This window comes from uncultured Psychroserpens sp. (genome assembly GCF_947494225.1).
Lineage (GTDB): Bacteria > Bacteroidota > Bacteroidia > Flavobacteriales > Flavobacteriaceae > Psychroserpens.
Genome location: NZ_CANLUG010000004.1, coordinates 116,705 through 136,110 on the forward strand (window position 1 = coordinate 116,705; position 19,406 = coordinate 136,110).

20 protein-coding genes are annotated in these 19,406 nt (G+C 33.1%); 6 read left to right on the forward strand and 14 right to left on the reverse strand.

What is annotated here, in order from left to right; translation table 11 throughout:
• Positions 1-123: 123 nt before the first annotated feature.
• From Q0893_RS10890 to Q0893_RS10930, 9 genes are all read right to left on the reverse strand, one after another.
• Complete coding sequence (locus tag Q0893_RS10890) at positions 124-960, reverse strand: AraC family transcriptional regulator (protein ID WP_298902558.1); 837 nt, start codon at positions 958-960, stop codon at positions 124-126.
• Positions 961-1,291: 331 nt separating this feature from the next.
• Positions 1,292-2,029, reverse strand: a complete 738-nt coding sequence (locus Q0893_RS10895) for a hypothetical protein (RefSeq protein ID WP_299275453.1) — start codon at positions 2,027-2,029, stop codon at positions 1,292-1,294.
• 80 nt (positions 2,030-2,109) lie between these two features.
• Positions 2,110-2,610, reverse strand: coding sequence for a hypothetical protein (locus Q0893_RS10900; RefSeq protein WP_299275457.1), 501 nt, complete (start codon positions 2,608-2,610; stop codon positions 2,110-2,112).
• A gap of 247 nt (positions 2,611-2,857) precedes the next feature.
• Positions 2,858-3,781 (reverse strand): hypothetical protein, encoded by a 924-nt coding sequence (locus tag Q0893_RS10905; RefSeq protein WP_299275460.1) that lies wholly within the window; start codon positions 3,779-3,781, stop codon positions 2,858-2,860.
• 13 nt (positions 3,782-3,794) lie between these two features.
• The gene (locus tag Q0893_RS10910) at positions 3,795-4,298 is read right to left on the reverse strand and encodes a Pvc16 family protein (protein WP_298902554.1); all 504 of its coding nucleotides are present in this window, start codon (positions 4,296-4,298) and stop codon (positions 3,795-3,797) included.
• A 154-nt stretch (positions 4,299-4,452) separates the two neighbouring features.
• Positions 4,453-5,538 (reverse strand): MBL fold metallo-hydrolase, encoded by a 1,086-nt coding sequence (locus Q0893_RS10915; protein ID WP_298902553.1) that lies wholly within the window; start codon positions 5,536-5,538, stop codon positions 4,453-4,455.
• Positions 5,510-6,274 (reverse strand): hypothetical protein, encoded by a 765-nt coding sequence (locus tag Q0893_RS10920; RefSeq protein ID WP_298902552.1) that lies wholly within the window; start codon positions 6,272-6,274, stop codon positions 5,510-5,512. The genes Q0893_RS10915 and Q0893_RS10920 overlap by 29 nt, the downstream gene beginning before the upstream one ends.
• 15 nt (positions 6,275-6,289) lie before the next feature.
• Positions 6,290-9,196: a HAMP domain-containing sensor histidine kinase gene (locus Q0893_RS10925; RefSeq protein WP_299275465.1), complete on the reverse strand. Its 2,907-nt coding sequence runs from the start codon at positions 9,194-9,196 to the stop codon at positions 6,290-6,292.
• A 121-nt stretch (positions 9,197-9,317) separates the two neighbouring features.
• Positions 9,318-11,630, reverse strand: a complete 2,313-nt coding sequence (locus tag Q0893_RS10930) for a transglycosylase domain-containing protein (RefSeq protein ID WP_299275468.1) — start codon at positions 11,628-11,630, stop codon at positions 9,318-9,320.
• A 239-nt stretch (positions 11,631-11,869) separates the two neighbouring features.
• Here Q0893_RS10930 and msrB point away from each other — a divergent pair, with 239 nt between their 5' ends.
• The 6 genes from msrB (at position 11,870) to Q0893_RS10960 (ending at position 14,885) form a co-directional block, all read left to right on the forward strand.
• Positions 11,870-12,331 carry a peptide-methionine (R)-S-oxide reductase MsrB gene (msrB, locus tag Q0893_RS10935; protein WP_298902549.1) on the forward strand — a complete coding sequence of 154 codons (462 nt, stop codon included), beginning with the start codon at positions 11,870-11,872 and terminating at the stop codon, positions 12,329-12,331.
• Positions 12,331-12,882, forward strand: a complete 552-nt coding sequence (gene msrA, locus Q0893_RS10940) for a peptide-methionine (S)-S-oxide reductase MsrA (protein WP_298902548.1) — start codon at positions 12,331-12,333, stop codon at positions 12,880-12,882. The genes msrB and msrA overlap by 1 nt, the downstream gene beginning before the upstream one ends.
• Before the next feature lie 105 nt (positions 12,883-12,987).
• Complete coding sequence (locus Q0893_RS10945) at positions 12,988-13,473, forward strand: peroxiredoxin (protein WP_299275472.1); 486 nt, start codon at positions 12,988-12,990, stop codon at positions 13,471-13,473.
• 3 nt (positions 13,474-13,476) lie between these two features.
• The gene (locus Q0893_RS10950; RefSeq protein ID WP_298902545.1) at positions 13,477-13,740 is read left to right on the forward strand and encodes a glutaredoxin family protein; all 264 of its coding nucleotides are present in this window, start codon (positions 13,477-13,479) and stop codon (positions 13,738-13,740) included.
• Between the two features lie 18 nt (positions 13,741-13,758).
• Entirely contained in the window at positions 13,759-14,610 is an 852-nt protein-coding gene (locus Q0893_RS10955; RefSeq protein WP_299275477.1) for an alpha/beta hydrolase, read from the forward strand.
• A gap of 5 nt (positions 14,611-14,615) precedes the next feature.
• Entirely contained in the window at positions 14,616-14,885 is a 270-nt protein-coding gene (locus Q0893_RS10960) for a hypothetical protein (RefSeq protein ID WP_298902542.1), read from the forward strand.
• Between the two features lie 10 nt (positions 14,886-14,895).
• Here Q0893_RS10960 and Q0893_RS10965 read toward each other — a convergent pair whose 3' ends face one another.
• From Q0893_RS10965 to Q0893_RS10985, 5 genes are all read right to left on the reverse strand, one after another.
• Positions 14,896-17,289 (reverse strand): protein-disulfide reductase DsbD domain-containing protein, encoded by a 2,394-nt coding sequence (locus tag Q0893_RS10965; RefSeq protein WP_299275481.1) that lies wholly within the window; start codon positions 17,287-17,289, stop codon positions 14,896-14,898.
• Positions 17,290-17,418: 129 nt separating this feature from the next.
• Positions 17,419-17,817, reverse strand: a complete 399-nt coding sequence (locus Q0893_RS10970; protein WP_298902540.1) for a rhodanese-like domain-containing protein — start codon at positions 17,815-17,817, stop codon at positions 17,419-17,421.
• A 12-nt stretch (positions 17,818-17,829) separates the two neighbouring features.
• Positions 17,830-18,144, reverse strand: a complete 315-nt coding sequence (locus Q0893_RS10975; RefSeq protein WP_298902539.1) for a rhodanese-like domain-containing protein — start codon at positions 18,142-18,144, stop codon at positions 17,830-17,832.
• Between the two features lie 109 nt (positions 18,145-18,253).
• Complete coding sequence (locus tag Q0893_RS10980) at positions 18,254-18,862, reverse strand: thioredoxin family protein (RefSeq protein ID WP_298902538.1); 609 nt, start codon at positions 18,860-18,862, stop codon at positions 18,254-18,256.
• A gap of 7 nt (positions 18,863-18,869) precedes the next feature.
• Positions 18,870-19,394: a TlpA disulfide reductase family protein gene (locus Q0893_RS10985; protein ID WP_298902537.1), complete on the reverse strand. Its 525-nt coding sequence runs from the start codon at positions 19,392-19,394 to the stop codon at positions 18,870-18,872.
• Positions 19,395-19,406 lie beyond the last annotated feature (12 nt).

Sequence of the window (19,406 nt, forward strand, 5' to 3'; positions counted from 1 at the left end):
TTATCCTTGTTATAACCTTCATATACCAACAAGACTAGAAAATTAAGAATCTGTTTCAGTGAAAATGTATAGAAAAGCACACAATTTATAAATTGAGTGATTAAAGCGCCTATCAAACTAAAGTTAAGCCTCTTGCTGTTTTTTATACTGTGAAGGTGTAATCTTGGTATGTTGTTTAAATACTCTTGTAAAAGCATTCGCCGAATTAAATCCAGACATATTAGCTATACCCAAAAAATTAAGATGATTGTATGCTCCACTCGCAATAATATTTTGAGCATATTCTATACGATACGAATTAATTAAATAGGATAAATTACATTGAAATTCAGTATTGACAATTTGTGATAAATATTGAGAGTTAATTTTTAAACGACTACAGAAATCACGCGCAGATAAATTACTGTCTAAAAAAAGTTGTTCGTGCTCCAAAATATTTATAATCTCTTTTTTTAAGTCTGTTATACGATCTTGAGTCAAAATGCCCAACTCATTATGTGTTGTAGACATATGACTTTGTACAACTCTAGATTCTTTTATTGCCCAATAGGCGATATAATGTATTAACATTGAAGACGCAAATACTGTTGCTAACATCACATAGAACTGATAAAAATCTGTGAAAACAAAAATGAGCATAGCAACTATAAAACAGCATATAAAAATTAAGAATACATTAGTATATTTCTGTAACCACAGCAATTTCTCCAGATAGTTTTTATTGGCTCTACCATCTAAATTCTTATGTTTTGATCTTATAAATTTCCATGAAATCCAACAATATAAAAGAATAGAGATTAAAATTGGAATATAGTAGAACATCTTAGTAGAAGCCACATTAAAGTTATCTGGTTCTGGCGCACTATAGATTGCTAATTTCTCTACCCCAGATTTGAGATAAAACGGAAGTAAGATCAATAAACAAACTAATGCTGGAATAAAATGTAAGAGATCCTTCATTTTAAATCCATCGTCCTTATTTGCGGTATACCTAATGTAAAAGTAGAATAATGGTCCAAGCAAAAAATGGAACGGTAAAAAAAACTGTATTAAGAACGGAAATGAACCATAATAACCCTCTAGAACAATTATTGCCTTGATTTGATAAAGTGAAATTATAATAATCAAAAGCACTAAAAAAACAACACTCTTTCTTTGTTTTGCACTATTAGTTAATAGAATCGTAGCCAAGAAGAACCCATGGATAACATTAATCAAGAATAAAACAGATAAAACGTTCATCAATACTAATATTATTTAACTAAGGAAATCACTTTTAAGGTCCTAGATATCAATATGAATTCCAAAATAACTTCCCGCGTTCTGGAACTGGTAATTCTAACTGAATCACATAAGGTGCTGCTTTTGTTACCCAGAAAACGAGCCCATCACTACATTTTATTTTCCAAGTTTTTATTCGTTTTTCGTTGGCATTAATCACTTCTTCTTCACCCTCAATAGTCGCTACTAAATAGGCTAATTTCTTGGTATTTGCATCGTAATACGGGAATTTGTAAATGGCCTCTTTTTCTAACGGAAGGCCTACCAACAACATACCATAAAGGTTCCAATCGAATACAGGTTTCTTTAGACTTATGGTATCAGATTTTTGAACTTTCTCTTCATTTTTATTCGAATTGATAACTAATTCAGTATCCGAAAATTGGTAAAACGTATTACTTCCTGAAGCATTCGTTGAATAAAACTGCCATGGCTTCAATGTTGATTTTTCAACCATATTGACCCAAGTATCTATATGAACCAAATCTGGAGAATATATATCTTGAACACGATGAAAATATGTTTTACCACCTAATTCTACCATCTCTCCGTAATCTGTCCATACTCTATTTGGTGTTTTTTTTCCTTGCAAATCGATAAAACTAACCTTCCATTTATTGGTGTAATTTTTCAAAAATGACCCATCAATATATTTAGATCCAGGTTCTACAAGAAGGGTGTCTATTTTTTGAGCTGTTATGTTTAGACAGGCAAATAGACTCATTGCAATGAGTAGTGTTTTATTCATATCATGTATTTAAAAGACGAGCGGTTGGTAAATCCCTTTTCTCACAATACTGAATATAAAAAATAAAGAATGTAAAAACGTTAATAAAATGTTATTAAACGATGAGCCATAGCTACTGTAAAGGCAGTCAGAGACTCATTTGTTTTTCCTGAAAAATAATAACTATCTGCGGCGTTTGTATAAAGCCGTCCTAAAAGATCATAATCTTTACTGTTTGTGTTTTTTGTTTTAAAATCTTCAAAAACCTTTACACCTGCTTGGGCATTAGAAGCCCTATTAGCATAATAAAACATAAGGTTGGAAGTGTGTCTCAATGCCATATTGATTGAATCCAACTCGTAAGCATAATCTATAGTTATTTTGGCAATAGAATCGAAACTATATTTTGTTTTATTATTGACAAGCCATGAAAGACTATCTAATAATTTAAGTCGTTTTCCTTCTTTAGAGGATTCAATTTTTTGCTTCAGTTCATTAACCTTTTGGTCTAAAGACTCTTTGGTGAGGTCATTGCTCTTAGTTTGAGCAAAAAAAGATTGACATAATAGCACAAAAAAGAAGCCTACGAAAAAACGTTTCATTTAAAGGGGGTGTACATTTATACTATAAATGTATAAAAACAGTTTTTACTAAGCTAAATGCATGGGGTTACAAATGGGCTACAAAAACACCAAAAAGACGCAAAATACAAGTGACTCAACGGGCTGAACAACAAAATTTAAAAAAGACAGAAAAGTTATTTAAATCATTATTAACGCTAGATTTTATTTAAGATTTAGGTTTAAACTTTCTTATCGACCCATCTCTTAGTTGCGCGTTTCCGAAATTTTAGTCTTCAGAATACCCTAAAAACAGTTTTTCAATGTCATCCATGTTAGCGTCATCCCACTTAAAATAATTTAGAGCCGTATTAGGGTTTAAGGCATTTGCTGGGAGCATATCTAAAATACTAGTTCCAACATTAGGAAATCCAATGGACGGCATGACTCCAGAACTCTCATAACGAGCTTCAAAGAAACTGTGAGCCCAATCGTCTTTATTTCCGTATTCTTGAGTCATATTATTGATGAAATTTTGAATTTTATCCACTTGTACAACTAATTTTTTGGCTCTAAAGAAACTAGGAATACGTTTATTTTCTCTGTGATGGTATGCAATATCTCTAGAACTAATTGTCTTAGTATCTTGATGCCCAAATAAATCTAACAATTCATAATTGTTATTTTGGACAGCTAACTCCAACTCTGCCTTTTCACGTTCTGCAATAGCCAAAGCCCAATTGCTTGTAGTTGTAGATTCTGTTACAACATATACCTCTCTAAACGAATAATATGTTTGCGTCAATTTTATGATTAACTCCTGTTCAATAAAGCTCCAATTTGAGAGTTTTACACTTTCTGGATGTTCTCCTTTAAATAAAAAACTTCCAGCTTTATCAAAAGCTAAGATTTGCTTAGCGAATTCAAAATCCCCATCTATTATATTATGTTCGTTTCCTCTCCCTGAATACGGCTTAGTAACGCCATCACTAAACACCCAATTCATGGCGTTTAGTTTTAAATTATACGTCAAATCTGCATCGTCCGCATTAACTAATGACCCTTTAAAAATATTTCCTAAAACGACCATTTCACCATTCCTTATTTGGAAGAAATCTCCTGGGTATATTTTTTGGTTTAATGGCATAGACGGGATATATCCTCCTGTTTTCCAATAAAAAAATCTGTAGAATTTCTTAAATATGGTATTCATAGTACTTTGTTGATTAAGACGTTGTGATGCGCAATTTATAAATGATACAAGGTTGGTGTTTTGTTCCAAGAATAGTCCAAATGCTTTCCATTTCAGCATAATTAGTAGCTTCAAATTCGAAACTTAATTTTAATAATCCTTCAGGCAAATTAGGATTGCTTTCGGGGCTAATTAATGCATGTTTTTGAAAGAAGCGCATGGCTTTATCCAAAAAATTTAGAGCCTCCAAATAATCCTCAAAAGAAGATGTGACCAATACATTAATACTATATTGTTCTGGTTGATTTGACACTATATCGGCGCTATGGGTATTTCTACTAATATTCATCATAGATCGCGATGCTTCTTGTTGAATATTTAATAAAGACAAAACTACTTTATTTTGATTTTGCATCGGAATAGACCCATCTGTATTGATGACAGGATTACAAACGACGTGGTTTTCATTTAAAGACAATGTTTGTCTCAAGTATTGTTCTAATTCGTTAGAAATAAATTGGAAGACATTTTTTATCATTATGGTACAAATATTTAGTTAATAACATCTATGTTAGAAATTATGGCTTCTGGTCTTTGAAGGACAATATTGTAATTTTAAAAGAATATTTTCATCAAATCACTTAATTTCATTTTCTGTGCTTTTATCATTGCACACCTGTAAATTACACTAATTAGCCATCATTACAATTACCATTTGAAATAGTAAACGACTTTGCTCCTTTATAGGTAGTTTCTAGGCTTTCTAAACCAATAATATCATTAAGATCAAGGCAGTCGACTAATTCGGCCAACGAACTCTCTTCGTTAAAAAATTGATTTTCTACTTTATTGGAGTCAATACAATCTCCTGTTAAATGTAAATTTTTGAAATTCAAATTATAGTATTTAACGACTTCATCCTTAGGATGGCCATAATTATTACTTCCTACAGATATCACAGCGATACAATCTTGCTTATAGGGCATTTGATTCAAACACGTTTTACAAAATCCATTTAAAGAACCATGATGAGGCACTTGCATGAGTTGTAAATCGTCTAAATTAACAATGTGTTTTTCAAAAATGCGTTTCTTTTCTTTAGACGTTAAATCTGAGGTTAATAAAACATTTCCTTGTTTTGACAAAAGCAATAAGCAACTGCTCAAAAGGTTAGCATCTGGATTTTGAGTTAAGTCGTTTTTTAAAGTCTTCTTTAGTTTTCTAGTTTTAGGTGTAAAAGTAAAATCTATAAACGATTGTGTGGACTCTACAATGTCAGGAGCTAAGACTTTAAGTTGATATTCTGAATTAAGAGAAATGGTTTTATCTTCAAAAGCAAACTTTAGTATTGATTCTTTGGCGTTATGCCTTCTATCAATTTCTGCCATGAGCGCACATAACTCATCCAGTAAATATACATCTTTCACGGCTCCCTTTATAAAGTCTTTTTGAGATATTCCATTTTCACCATTTAAAAATGCTCTAGCAAAAAGGAATGTAATCCATATTTCCTTTACCACAATCTCTTGTTCTTTAAAGAACTCTAAAAGTCGTCTCATACCATAAAAATGATCTGAATGAGGATGAGATAGCACTAAAAAGTCAATTTCTTTAATCGCTTTGTTTTCAAAATACAATCGACTCTTATCAAAGTTTGCACAATCCACAATTCCTAGGCCAGGGCTTCCTTCGTCTTTTGTCCAATTTAGAACTATGCAATCACCTTGACCAACGTCAATAAACTCAACTTTAATTTTTTCTTTTGTTCCTTTCTTCATTATACTTTTTATAAACTTCATCAAATGAGTTTCCAATATTTTCATCAAATTTTGAGAACAATTCTGACTCTTTTTTAGTCTCACCTGTGTTTTCAAATTTCAGTCTAATATCTCTTCCATCTTGACTAACAATTTTCACAACCCTAAATACTTGATTAACTTTAATTCCTTCAATTCCTCCTAACCGTTTGGCATGAACATCTTTATATACAAAATCTTCACTTTTTTTGGGGTTTTGAATTCTTAAGCTTACAGTTTCTTTGTCTTTATTAAACCCTGAAACAATTGCCTCAAAAGTTGTTTTAACAATTCTCTTTTTATTTTCACTATTTCTTTTAGAAATGCTTACGATAATATCAATAATATAATCGTGCATTGCCTTATATTCTTCTTCTTTCGGGGTTTTTTCACAAAACCTGTCTGCGCCTGCCCTTATCGCTTCTTCTCTATAATTTGCTGTTGCCGAATATGCTATGACTGGAGAATATTCATGATCTATAGTCCTTATATCTTCAATGGCCACAAGGCCATCTCTATCTTTACCTCCTTTACGAAGGGACTTATCAACCAGATATGATTTTTCTCCTTCATAATTGATTATTTCTTTTTCCTTTCGTTTATGATAATTATTCAAACTAGGAAAAACAACAATGTCATATTCTGGCTTACGTTCCTTCAATTCGGCGACCATAAACTGGGCTTGGTCAGGGTTATCTTCAAAAATATAAAGTCTCATAGTTTCTTAAATAAATTAATTATGTTCATTTACAAAGTTGGCTTTGTAGGGGATCTCAATAATAAACGTGGTCTTTTCTGTACTGGAACTGCACTTAATTGTTCCTAAATAATTTTCTTCAAGTATAAGTTTCACAAAATGCAAACCAATACCTGTACCTTTTTCATTGTCGTTCTTCCGTTTCGAAAAACCTGCTATAAAGATTTTTTCTTCAATACTTTTATCTACGCCTATACCATTATCTGTAACCTCTAATCTATAGTTGTTTTTTATCATTTCGGTTCGAAATGATATTTCCCCCTTTCTTTTAGCATTTGTGCTTATCCTCAAATCATTTATAGCACTAATAGCATTAGTAATTAGGTTATAAAATATCATCACAAATTCAACACGATAGCAATTCAATTCTTCTAAACCTTCATCCAGTTCAGACACATCATATTCGATATTTTCATCCTCATCATTATCTCTTTCAAAGAAATTAACTACTTCAATAACAATTTCATTTATACTATATCTCCGTCGTTCTCTTTGCTTAAAATCAAACAGCTTTAAAAGATTGTAAATCATATCGACGCCAAAATTCAAATCTTTCTTTCTTTTCTTAATTAAGTTTTTTTCTTTTTTAAATAATCGATCAGAATTCTTTTCAATTTGGAGTAGTGAAGACGTCATTCTCATAAGCAAATTCTTGATCTCATGATTGATACCTTCTAAGATTAAATAAAAGGAGGTTCTTGTTGCCTTAAGCATCAATTGTTCGGTCAATTCAGCATAATATTTCATATCAACTATTGCCTTATCTCGTTCAAGAATAGCATCTTTGAATGTTTCATCTTTTTCTAAGGCATTAACCATATTTTGGGCAAAAAGAATAATAGAGTTCTTTTGAACATCATCAAAAAACTGAGGTTCTCTGTAATTGAGAATCATCAATGCTAAAATTTCAGAATTACTATTTTTTAGCTGAACAATGGCACATGAGTTTATATTTTCCCTCTCCCAAAAACGTACTTTAAATATATCTGAAGACCAAGTATTCTCAAACTGATTGTAATAGTTTGAAATTTCTTCTTGCGACTTTAACCATCTGGTTTCTTTACTCCTTATAATAGCTTCTATTAACGGAATGTTTTCATCTTGTCTCTCCTTATAATAATTATGAATTTCATTGTTAAAAAAAGAACCTGCTTTGTGGCCGTTAGAGAATTTAACTACGCCATGCTTTTGTGGTTTATAGGTAAAAGTAATATCAGATTGAAGTGATTTTAGTGACTCTTTAGTTATACTTTCAAAAATGCTCTCAGCAGACTTTGTTCCTATAAAATTTTGAATCTTCTCCAAGGATTCGAAATAATTTTTATTAGAAACAAACGCAACAAACTTTTCGCAAACCATCGATATAAACCCCTTATCTAGTGGAGTTAGTTCATCTTTTCTTCGTTTTAGATAAATGCTCACTACACCTAAAAATCGTTGTTTATTGAATAAAGGAAATAGAATAATTGTCTTAAAATCATTTGCTTTTGCAAATTTTCTGAACTTAGGATTAACCTTATAGGTGTCTTCTTTATTGTCACATAAAATTAGCTTAGGGTTCTCAAATTTTGAAACAATAATTCGTTCCTCACTTGTAAGTAAACAATCTGATTTAATCTCTTTAGTTTGGTATATTCGCTCTAATGAAATAGCATCTGTAGGGTTATTATTTAAATTTTGAAATGTTTCCCTAAACCAAAAACTCACGTATGATGTCCTAAAATACTCTTTACAAAAAGCAATAAATGGGACTTCCAACTTTTGATATAGACTAGGATTTACAGGAACTACTAAACGACTCAGTATTTTATCAAATTTCAATACCTCATGATATTCTCCCGCTTCAGACAAAAGATTTACAGCAAAGTTGTTTTTATGTGAATTCTTATTCCATGTACCATGAGTGCTCATTAATTCTAATATCCCAATATATTCTTCACCAGAGACGATTGGTACAACCAGTCTTTTATATCTTTTATCCCTTGAGAACATTTCAGAGTTGCCTCTAACTATTTTACTCTCGCTCATTAAAAGATCAAAATCTTCACTTAAAGTATGTGCTAATCGTTCTTTATTTAGAATAAGAGATTTATCAGAAATTTTCGAATAGTGTGCATCTTCAAATAATAACAACCGCATTGATTTCGCATGTGTAGATTTGAAAAGGTAATCAGCAACATACTCCAAAAAAGTATCCTCAATCAACATCGAGTTATCTTCTACCTGAACATAGAGTTGATTTAAGGTTTGATTGATTCTTAAAACTTCATTTTTCTCATGTATTTTTGCTATAACCTGAGCTAAGTTATCAATATATAATTGAAGTCTTAGACGAACACTTGGATAAAATACATTCTTTTTTGATTTTATAACTCCAACATGAAAAACACCTAAAACACGCTTGCTATTGGACCCTTTAGAATGGTGTATTATTGGTATAAATATTCGATTACATTCTCTCCCTAAAATAGGGTTTTCAACAAATACTTCTTCCTTAAGGAGAATACCATAATGTTCTAATTCCGCTCTGGTTTTATTCTTTGATTTCTTACCATCTTTTATGAAACAAACACTTCTTCCGTTAACCAAAACTGATTGTCTAGTTCCAACCACAAAGGATAAAATATTCTTATCTTTTAAACTATAATCAATATTCTCTGTCCATATTCTAATATCGATTTTATCGGTTATGGATTTACCTCCATATACTTTATGCACCTTGATTCTTTCTGAAATCTCATCTATTAAGGCTATAGTATAAAACTGAAAATTTAGACCTCCATGTTGAAGATGATCACTAATGATTGATGATAACTCTTTTAAGCTCTCAGCCCGAGTTATCTCATTAATTTCATTGATTAATGTTGTGATGATTTTGTTCAAGTATATACAATATATAAACCCACGTAATAAACTAATGTCGTGGTTCTTATAGGGAGGAAACCAAATATACTTTTTTTTATTTAGTAAGTCAAATCTTTAGAATAAATCTTCATAGATAAAATTAGTCCTCGTCCTTCTTCTTCAAAAAACCAAACAAGCCTTTCTTCTTTTTCTTCTTACTATCCTCGCTTTCAATATCGAACTCTCGTTCTTTACGATCTTTTTTGAACAGACGTTTTAAAAAACCATCTCGCTTTTCTTCATCACAGGCGAGCGCCTCTTTTACCGATTCTGAAGGCGTTTCAAATGTGGCCTGAGTAATATAATTAAATCGTTTATCTCGATTCATCTGCTTTAAAAACAAGGCTGTGGTTGGCAATGCCGAATTAGCGCCTTGACCAATAGATGTATTACTAAATCCAATGCGATGATCATCATTTCCAACCCACGACAACATAACAAGTTTTGGGCTCACAGCAACAAACCAACCATCCTTATTGTTTTGAGTAGTCCCGGTTTTTCCTGCCAAGTCATTTTTAAGTCCATAACACGAACGCATCCGATTTGCCGTACCAGAATTAATGGTAGATTTCATCATTTCAATCATAGTCTGCCTCGTCTCCTTAGAAAAGGCTTCTGGCATAGGTTCTGCTTTAGGGCGCTCATAAATTACCTCTCCAGACTTATCAGTTATTTTGGTAATATAAAATGGCTTAGACACTCGCCCATCGTTGGCATAACTTGTATAAGCTCCTATAAGTTCTAACATAGATAACTGAGCCGTACCCAATGCCAAAGAAGGTACATTGGGTAGTTCTGATAAAATACCCATTTTTTGTGCTTGTTCAATAACAGGATCTATGCCTACATCCTCTAACACTTTTACCGCAATGGTATTAATAGATTCACTCATAGCCTTCTCTAATGAGTAATTGAGGTGCCTATCTGCTTCTTCTTTACCTCCATTTGTTGGAGTCCAACCCTTTTGGTTGGTATATGTCACTTCTTTTACCGAATAGTAACTACAAGGTTCAATTCCTCTTTCTAAAGCCGTAGTATATACTATAGGTTTAAATGTAGACCCTACTTGTCTTTTCGAGGATGCCACATGATCAAACTTAAAATGCTCAAAATTTATACCACCAACATAGGCTTTTATTGCTCCCGAACTAGGATCAACAGCAACGAAACCAGTATTTAAAAATTTCATCGTATGTTTTAGGCTATCAATAACAGATCCCTTTTTAAGGGTCTCATCTTTATTCCATGAAAACAAATTAAAGGTTCCTTGAACCTTAAGGCTATCCATGATATCCTTATCACTCCATTTTTTATTTTTCAATGATTTATAAAGTTTCAGACCTTTGATACGCTTGTTTATTAATGCTGTATTTTTTATCCATGGCGCATTCTTGCCATAGGCCTTTTCAAATTGTGCTTGTAACGATTTCATATGCTCTTGCATCGCTGTCTCAGCATAACGCTGCATATCAATATCGAGTGTCGTATAAATTTTTAAACCATCTTTATAGAGATCATAAGATGTTTTATTCTTTGTATTTATACTGTCCAACAAACTTTTAACTTCTAATCGCACTTTCTCGCGAAAATATGGGGCAACACCGTTATTAGCATTAAACTTTTTATAGTTGGTTGTCAAAGGAATATCACTGGTGGCTACTTTTAAGTCTTCATCAATAAAGCCATATTTCTCCATTTGCTGAAGCACAACATCTCGTCGCAACTGACTTCGCTCTGGAAATAATCGAGGATTAAAACTATGGGTTGCTTTTAACGTTCCGATTAAAGTGGCCGATTGCGCCAAGTTGAGATCTTTAGTTTTACTATTAAAAAACCGTTGAGAAGCGCTTTCTATACCAAAAACATTCTCACTAAAAGGCACAGTATTTAAATACATGGCTATGATTTCGTTTTTAGAATAGATACTTTCAAAACGCTTTGCAAGAATCATTTCCCTGACTTTATTTACAGGCATCGTAAACCAACCATGCTTTTCCCTCTTATAGATATTTTTAACCAGTTGTTGGCTAATGGTACTCCCACCTCCAGATGAGTTATTTTGCATCAAAATAGATTTGAAAAACACACGGATTAAACTCGTATAATCTACACCATTGTGTTCATAGAAACGTGCATCTTCCGTAGCGACAAGAGCATTTACCAAATGCTTAGGCAGGTCATCATATTTTACTATTTGCCTATCAAAAACAAAATATTTACCTAATAATTCGTCGTTTGCATCTAAAAGCAACGAGGCTTCGGCTTGTTTAAGACTTTTAATGTCTTCTTTAGAAGGTAATTTTCCCCAAAAACCCATGTAAACAGAAAACCAAAATAATAAGACTAACGAAAAGCCTCCTACTGCAGCTTTAAGAAAACGTTTGAGCCACACAGATTTTAAGGTAAATTTCATAAATAGGATTTAAATTATAGTCTTATTTTTATATACGTGGTAATTGTAAGAATAGATGTTTACTATAAGAAATAGATCATACTATATAATTTATCTTGTAACTTTATGAGTCATTATTAGTCTCATTTGATTAGAATATAAAACGGTTTTACATTGTAAGAAATCTGTTTTAATTCCGACTATTAAAGTAAGTTAATTATACCATATTTATTAATTAAAAACAGAAAGGACAAATAGTTATGTTAACTTGGAAAGAAGTTATTAGCTTCGCTGTACATGGAAACCCAATTCCAGATCGCAGAGTAGAAAAAACAGATGCCGAATGGCGTCAACAATTAACCCCAGAACAATTTCGAATTACACGTCAGAAAGGTACAGAACGCCCTCATAGTGGTGCTCTATGTAGTATCTATGATGAAGGTCAATACAACTGTATTTGTTGTAACACGCCTTTGTTTGATTCAACGATTAAATTCGAATCTGGTTCCGGTTGGCCTAGTTTTACCCAACCTATCCAGCCTAATGCGATTAAGTATGAAAAAGATGATTCTTTTGGTATGGTTCGCGTAGAAGTGATGTGCAATACTTGTGATGGCCATTTAGGACATGTTTTTCCTGATGGACCAGAACCAAGTGGATTGCGTTATTGTATTAATTCAGAATCTATGCAATTAGATTCTAAAGTAGAGGAGACAAAATAATGAGAAACAGAGTTTTAGAACAATTTACTGTTGGCGCAGGATGCTTTTGGTGCATTGAAGCCGTTTATAATCAAGTAAAAGGTGTTGAAAAAGTAATATCAGGATACAGTGGTGGAACAGTTCCTGGCACACCAACCTATAGAGAAGTGTGTTCTGGTTTAACTGGTCATGCCGAAGTGGTTCAAGTTACTTTTGACCCTGAAATAATTACACTTGAAGACTTGTTAATCATTTTTATGACAAGTCATGATCCAACAACATTAAATCGTCAAGGTGCTGATGTTGGGACACAATATCGTTCTGTAATTTTTTATCATAATGACGAACAGAAAACCATTGCAGAAACCGTTATAAATGAAATGTCAACTTACTATGACAACCCAATCGTGACCGAAGTAAGTCCGCTTGGTGAATTCTTTGAAGCTGAAGCTGTGCATCAAAACTATTATGCAAATAATCAAACACAAGGTTATTGTAGTTTTGTGATCACACCTAAACTAGCGAAACTTAGAAAGATGCATGCCGACAAGTTAAAAACACATGTTGCATAATGCATAAACTAAGGTACCATGTCATGGTTGTCAAACGTTATTTGATGATCATGATATGGTATTCATTTTAATCTTTAATTCATAAAAAAGAAAGGACATAATCACATGTCAAATCAAACAGAAAATACCATATTTAAAGCACCTGAGTTTCAGGTCAAAGATTGGATTGATGCTAAAGGAAATACGATTGACCCGATTACTTTGTCAAATTTAAAAGGACAATTTAAAGTGTTATATTGTTTCCAAAGTTGGTGTCCTGGTTGCCATAGTAAAGGGCTTCCAGATTTAAAAACAATGGTCGAGGCATTGTCTGAGCATACTAATACTACATTTTTAGCCATTCAAACGGTCTTTGAAGGTTTTGAATCTAATACCTACGATAAAATAATAGAGATACAAAAACAATATGACTTGAGCATTCCTTTTGGTCATGACGCAGGTGATGATGGTAACTCACGTTCTAACATTATGACTAATTATCGAACGGGAGGTACACCATGGTTTATATTTATAGACAAACACGATAATGTTGTGTTTGCCGACTTTCACCTTAATTTGGATGCGGCTATCGCATTTTTAAAAAGTCTCTGATAAATGAACACAACACAAACCATAACACTATATGGAGCAGAACGTTGCCACAAAACACAGTACTATATTAGTGTTTTAAACGATACAAATTTGCCATATACGTTTTTAGATGTTGAAATCAACGAAGACCACGCAAGAGCATTGCGTGGTCTTTATCTCAATGGAAACCTTAACTTTCCTACAATTACTATTGGTTCAAAAAAACTTCGAAATCCATCTCGACGAGAACTCGATAAATGGCTTAATAAACTAACGTCAAAAGACTAAACCAACACGATAACCATAATGACCTATAATGAATTTAAAACCAAACAGAAATCGTTAAGATTACCAGAAGGTCAGCTCGCCTACATTGATGAAGGACAAGGAGAGCCAATCATGTTACTTCATGGTGTGCCCACTTCAGGATGGTTATACAGACATATATTTCCTGAACTTGTTAAAAAAGGATATCGGGTTATTGTACCAGACATGTTTGGATTTGGGTCTAGTGATTCGCCAAAAGGCTATGATAAATATCATGAAAAGCATCAGGCTCAACGCCTTTTGAAACTCATGGAACATTTGAAAATAGACGAATGGACACATATGTTCCATGATGCTGGAGGGTTATGGACATGGGAGCTTTTAAAAATACAACCACAAGCAATTAAACAACTTATTATATTAAATACTATAATATTAAAATCAGGATTTACACCTCCAATGCGCTTTGGAAATAACTTTGTAACCAAATTTATGATTAGTCTGTATTCCTATAGACTTACAAATGGTATGCTAATGAAAGGGTTATTTAAGTCTGGTTTACTTCACAATAATCTAAGTAAAGCAGACATTGAAGGTTATAAAACGCCGTTGCTAAAAGGAAAAATTAAAGGCATGTATTATTTTTTCTCTAAAACCTGTCATAACCTACCAAACTATAGTGCTTTACTTCCAACATTAAAGCAACCTGCACTTGTGATTTGGGGGAAACATGACGAATTTTTAAAATGGGAACCTCAAGAAGACACCATAAAACATGCACTCCAAATAAAAAACGAAAACGTTCATTCTATTGAAGGGAAGCACTTTATACAAGAGGAAGTACCTGAAAAAATAATTAAATTAACACATCAATTTATTCAAAAACAATAAGACCTATGTCACTAGTGGATAACATCAAAAACTACTTCAATAAAAAAAGAAATAATGAAAGTACAGGACCAGCTCCAGAAGGTATTTGTCCAAATTGTTGGGGAAAACAACAATGGGAAGGCGAGTTTTATGATTTCATGAAAGGCAGTAAAAATGAAAAACGCGATGACACTTACAACAACTTCATCAATAAAATTGTGGAAACTAACATTTCCGGAATTTCAATTGACAGAGACACTTATACGTGCAAAACTTGCCAGATAAAGTACAATTAGGTCCCTTATCTTATTCTTCAAAATTCTTTATACCATTAGTTAACCAATCATAGTATTCATCGGCATCTGGAGTATAACCAACTGGTTTTATCAGATTTTCTTCATTATGATTCATCAGCACATAAAAGGGTTGCGTATTCGTTTTATATTTAATGGTTTGTAATTCGCTCCATTTTTGGCCAATATATTTGAGTTTCTTACCAGGACGTAATTTAGAATCGGTAACCTCGCCTTCAGGCAACTTTCGTTTATCGTCCACATACAACGAAATCAGTACAACATCATTTTTAAGCGTAGACAATACATTAGGTTTCACCCAAACATTCTGTTCCATTTTTCGACAATTTACACAGGCCCAACCTGTAAAATCAATCATTATAGGTTTTCCAACTTCCTTTGCATATGCCAAGCCTTTATCATAATCATTAAACGCCAAAATATCATGAGGAGCTAATAGATGCCCTCCGTCGGGTAAATCTGAATGATCAGCAGAAGTCGTTCCTGTTCCTCCTTTCGAATTTCCTACACCATAAGGTGATTCGCTATAATCTAGAGGCGGAGGAAACGCACTTATTATATTTAATGGTGCTCCCCAAAGTCCAGGAATCATATAAATGGTGAACGACAACGTCAATAAACCTAATAGTAACCTTCCTACGGAAATGTGCTTTAAAGGTGAATCGTGTGGTAATTGTATTTTACCAAGAAGATATAAAGACAACGTACCAAAAATTGCAATCCAAATCGCAATAAATACTTCTCTCTCTAATAAATGTAACTGTAATACCAAATCGGCTTGTGATAAAAATTTGAATGCTAAGGCCAATTCTAAAAATCCTAACACCACTTTTACAGTATTAAGCCATCCTCCCGATTTCGGAAGTGAATTTAACCAACCTGGAAACGCAGCGAACAGGGTAAATGGTAGTGCAATTGCTAAAGAAAAACCTAACATTCCTATTACAGGAGCAATCCCTCCTTTTGAAGCGGCTTCAACTAATATGGTTCCTACAATCGGACCTGTACATGAAAACGACACTATGGCCAAAGCCAATGCCATAAAGAAAATCCCTACGAGTCCTCCTCTATCGGCTTGCTTATCTGCTTTATTCGCCCAAGAATTAGGCAATACAATTTCAAAAGCACCTAAAAAGGATATGGCAAATACCACCAAGAGTGCAAAAAATATAAGGTTAAACCAAACATTTGTTGCCAAGGCATTTAGTGCATCTGCTCCAAAAATTGCAGTAATAATTGTTCCTAGTAACACATAAATAACAACAATTGACAATCCATAAATAATAGCATTTCTAATGCCTTTGGCTTTAGATTGACTTTGTTTAATGAAGAAACTTACTGTCATTGGTATCATTGGAAATACGCATGGCGTCAATAATGCCACGAACCCCGAAAGAAATGCTACTATAAAAATAGACCATAATCCTCTATTTTCACCTTCATCATCAGAGGTTCCTTTATCTGTACCTTTTACTGCTTTCGTTAAATCATAATCCAAATCTATAAAAGTAGGTGTTAAGCATTGTTTATCATCACAGGCCATAAACCCTACTTCGGCTTTCACTGTTTTGATATCAGCATTGGCTACTTTTATTTTTTGTCTAAACTCGGCTTCATTTTCAAAGTATTTCACTTTTATGCCAAAGACTTTGTCTTCTACTGTTTTCCCTTTGTCTTCAGATGTTTTACCTATTAGCTCAACACCTTCTCCTACTTCATATTCAAATGTTGTTGGTATTGGACCAGCTTCTTTCGGAGGTACCTGAGAGTAAAGGTGCCAGTTCTGATCAATAGTAGCTTTTGATACTAAAACATATTCGTTGTCTGAAAGTTTTTCTACAGAAGACGACCATTTTACAGGTTCAAGAATTTGCGATGTGCCATCGGTAGCTCCAAATGGAGATAAGCTTACCCCTTCTTTAGAAGCATCATTTTTTTTTATAGTGAAATTTAAATCAACATAATCTGGTGGTAAACATTTTTCGTCATCACAAACCATGAATTCTACCTCGCCTTCAACGATAGACAGTTCTTCATTTAACACTTTAATTCGTTGTCTAAACTCGGCCTTATCCTCGAAAAATTTAATCACCATTTGAAATACAGGATCGTCAATGGTGTGTCCTTCTTCTTCAATGGTTTTACCAATTAATTCGAAATTAGCGTTAGTTTTATACTTAAATGTTGTTGGTATTGGGCCATCTTCAGGAACACTTTGAGAATACAAATGCCAACCAGAATCAATAGTTGCAGTGGCAATTAAATCGTATTCATCATCTGAAATTTTCTCAACAGACGTTTCCCATGATACGGGTTCGAATATCTGCGCATGGCTTGTCATTGAAAAGATGATTGCAGCACAAAGCGTAATAATTAAATTCTTCATTAGAAATAATTAGGTTTTTGAAAGACGCTAATTTATAAAAAACCAAGGGATTAATTGCTAGGATTAAGATATTATTAAACGGCAGTCTTGAACATAAAAAAACCGAACATTAAGTTCGGTTTAAATTATTTACTGATAGGTTTCAATGGGGTTGCCACCAAATTTCCATTTTTCGAAGCCACCTTCCAAATCATATATTTTTACAAAACCTTTCTCTTTTAATTCTTTCGAACATTTAGAACTTCGAGTTCCAGATTTACAATATACAATAACTGGTTTTGTTTTATCTAACTTAGCAATGTCTTCGTCAAACGTTGACGATCTAAAATCTATATTTTGTGATTGTTCTATAAAACCTTCTTTATGTTCTTCGGGAGTTCTTACATCTACTAATTGAATGTCCTCCAGTTCTAGGCGCGATTGCATTTCTTCTGCAGAAATCATTTTAACTTCACTCTGTGGCTCTTCTGTGCAACTAAATGCTAAAGTAAAAACTGCAAAAAAGTAAATAAGTACCTTGTTTTTCATCTTGATTGATTTTTAAATTGAAGCAACTTCACCTGTCCATTCGCTGAAGCCTCCAATGAGATTATATGTGTTTTTAAATCCTAACTGATTCATGACACTACAAGCTTGAGCACTACGACCGCCTGCTTTACAATACACATAATAGTTTTTAGATTTATCAAGTTCTTCAACTTCGTAAATAAATCCTTGACCTTTATAAATATCAATAGCAATAGCATTAGGTATAATTCCTTGTGCTACTTCTTCTGGTGTCCTAACATCTAATACTACGGCATTATCATCTGCATGTAATTTAGAAGTCCATTCTTGTTGTGTTAAATCAGCCATATTTTTATACATCAATAATCGTGCAAATTTAACGTTTCCTTATGATAAAGACGAAAAAAAATCCGAAGTGTTACATTTCGGATTCTAAAATTTTAAAATAAAATTGAATTTATACCTTAATGGAGCAGCCAATAGCTCTTGTTTTTGCCTCTGGTACTTCTTTTCCTGCTAATAGCGCATCAACAGCATCTTCAACATAAGTTTTTGTTACTGCACTTGCATCTTTATAGTTATCATCTATGGCTCCAATGTATTTTACTTGAGGCCCCTTTTTTGTTTTCTCCAATATATAAACATGTGGTGTCTTTGTTGCTCCATACTGCGGATAAATTTTCTGACCTTTATCCATTAAATATGGAAATGTAAACCCTTTTGCCTTAGCTCTTGCCTTCATAGCAGACATGTTATCTCCTGGTTTTACATCTGTATTATTAGGCATAATAGCAATAACAGGATAACCTTTATCTGCATATTTTTTGTTTAGTGCTTCTACGCGATCTTCATAAGCCACGGCATACGGACACGTATTACAAGTGAATACAACAATAAATCCCTTAGCATCTTTAAAATCTGCCATTGAGACCATGTTACCATCTATGTTTTCTAGTTTAAAATCTGTAGCGATATCTCCTATATCATACCCAGACCCAACTGGTGTAAACGCCGATGTTGCAATTAATACAACTAAGGCTAAAAGTGTTTTAAGTGTGTTTTTCATGGTTATTCTATTTAATAAATTGTTTTAATTCGTTTTCTAATTCTTGGTAATTAAAAGAGCGTTCGTAAAATGCTTTTTTATTTTTATTATATATAAGTGTCGCAGGAATCGCCCCTGACCAATCTTTATTCACTTTTGGAATCCATGTATTGGCATCTACATCATCTAAGACTACCACTTCGCTTTTAAGGGCCTTCTTTTTAAGAAATGGTTTTAATTTGGTCTCTATTTGCCTCGGAAAATCTAAACTAACTAAAATGACTTCTACATTTTTATTAGAATAATTGGTATTCAATGTTTCAAAATAAGGAAGTTCTTTCACACAAGGTGCACACCAAGTGGCCCAAAAATTAATGACGTAGGTTTTATTGGCATCCTTAGCACTTAAATACGTTTGAAGTTCATTAAAATCAAAAACCTTCAAACTATCATCACTTTTTCTTATCGTCTCTTTATCGGACGAATGAGCCTCGTAGCGTCCATTTCCGTAAGACATCAAAAGCAAAGTTATAATTAGCGCAACCTGTTTCATTCTATAAATTTA

Bases quoted from the DNA above. Each gene is read 5' to 3' on its own strand.
- Q0893_RS10890 (WP_298902558.1), bottom strand. From the start codon at position 960: ATGAAGGATCTCTTACATTTTATTCCAGCATTAGTTTGTTTATTGATC.
- Q0893_RS10895 (WP_299275453.1), bottom strand. From the start codon at position 2,029: ATGAATAAAACACTACTCATTGCAATGAGTCTATTTGCCTGTCTAAAC.
- Q0893_RS10900 (WP_299275457.1), bottom strand. From the start codon at position 2,610: ATGAAACGTTTTTTCGTAGGCTTCTTTTTTGTGCTATTATGTCAATCT.
- Q0893_RS10905 (WP_299275460.1), bottom strand. From the start codon at position 3,781: ATGAATACCATATTTAAGAAATTCTACAGATTTTTTTATTGGAAAACA.
- Q0893_RS10910 (WP_298902554.1), bottom strand. From the start codon at position 4,298: ATGATAAAAAATGTCTTCCAATTTATTTCTAACGAATTAGAACAATAC.
- Q0893_RS10915 (WP_298902553.1), bottom strand. From the start codon at position 5,538: ATGAAGAAAGGAACAAAAGAAAAAATTAAAGTTGAGTTTATTGACGTT.
- Q0893_RS10920 (WP_298902552.1), bottom strand. From the start codon at position 6,274: ATGAGACTTTATATTTTTGAAGATAACCCTGACCAAGCCCAGTTTATG.
- Q0893_RS10930 (WP_299275468.1), bottom strand. From the start codon at position 11,630: ATGAAATTTACCTTAAAATCTGTGTGGCTCAAACGTTTTCTTAAAGCT.
- msrB (WP_298902549.1), top strand. From the start codon at position 11,870: ATGTTAACTTGGAAAGAAGTTATTAGCTTCGCTGTACATGGAAACCCA.
- msrA (WP_298902548.1), top strand. From the start codon at position 12,331: ATGAGAAACAGAGTTTTAGAACAATTTACTGTTGGCGCAGGATGCTTT.
- Q0893_RS10945 (WP_299275472.1), top strand. From the start codon at position 12,988: ATGTCAAATCAAACAGAAAATACCATATTTAAAGCACCTGAGTTTCAG.
- Q0893_RS10950 (WP_298902545.1), top strand. From the start codon at position 13,477: ATGAACACAACACAAACCATAACACTATATGGAGCAGAACGTTGCCAC.
- Q0893_RS10955 (WP_299275477.1), top strand. From the start codon at position 13,759: ATGACCTATAATGAATTTAAAACCAAACAGAAATCGTTAAGATTACCA.
- Q0893_RS10960 (WP_298902542.1), top strand. From the start codon at position 14,616: ATGTCACTAGTGGATAACATCAAAAACTACTTCAATAAAAAAAGAAAT.
- Q0893_RS10965 (WP_299275481.1), bottom strand. From the start codon at position 17,289: ATGAAGAATTTAATTATTACGCTTTGTGCTGCAATCATCTTTTCAATG.
- Q0893_RS10970 (WP_298902540.1), bottom strand. From the start codon at position 17,817: ATGAAAAACAAGGTACTTATTTACTTTTTTGCAGTTTTTACTTTAGCA.
- Q0893_RS10975 (WP_298902539.1), bottom strand. From the start codon at position 18,144: ATGGCTGATTTAACACAACAAGAATGGACTTCTAAATTACATGCAGAT.
- Q0893_RS10980 (WP_298902538.1), bottom strand. From the start codon at position 18,862: ATGAAAAACACACTTAAAACACTTTTAGCCTTAGTTGTATTAATTGCA.
- Q0893_RS10985 (WP_298902537.1), bottom strand. From the start codon at position 19,394: ATGAAACAGGTTGCGCTAATTATAACTTTGCTTTTGATGTCTTACGGA.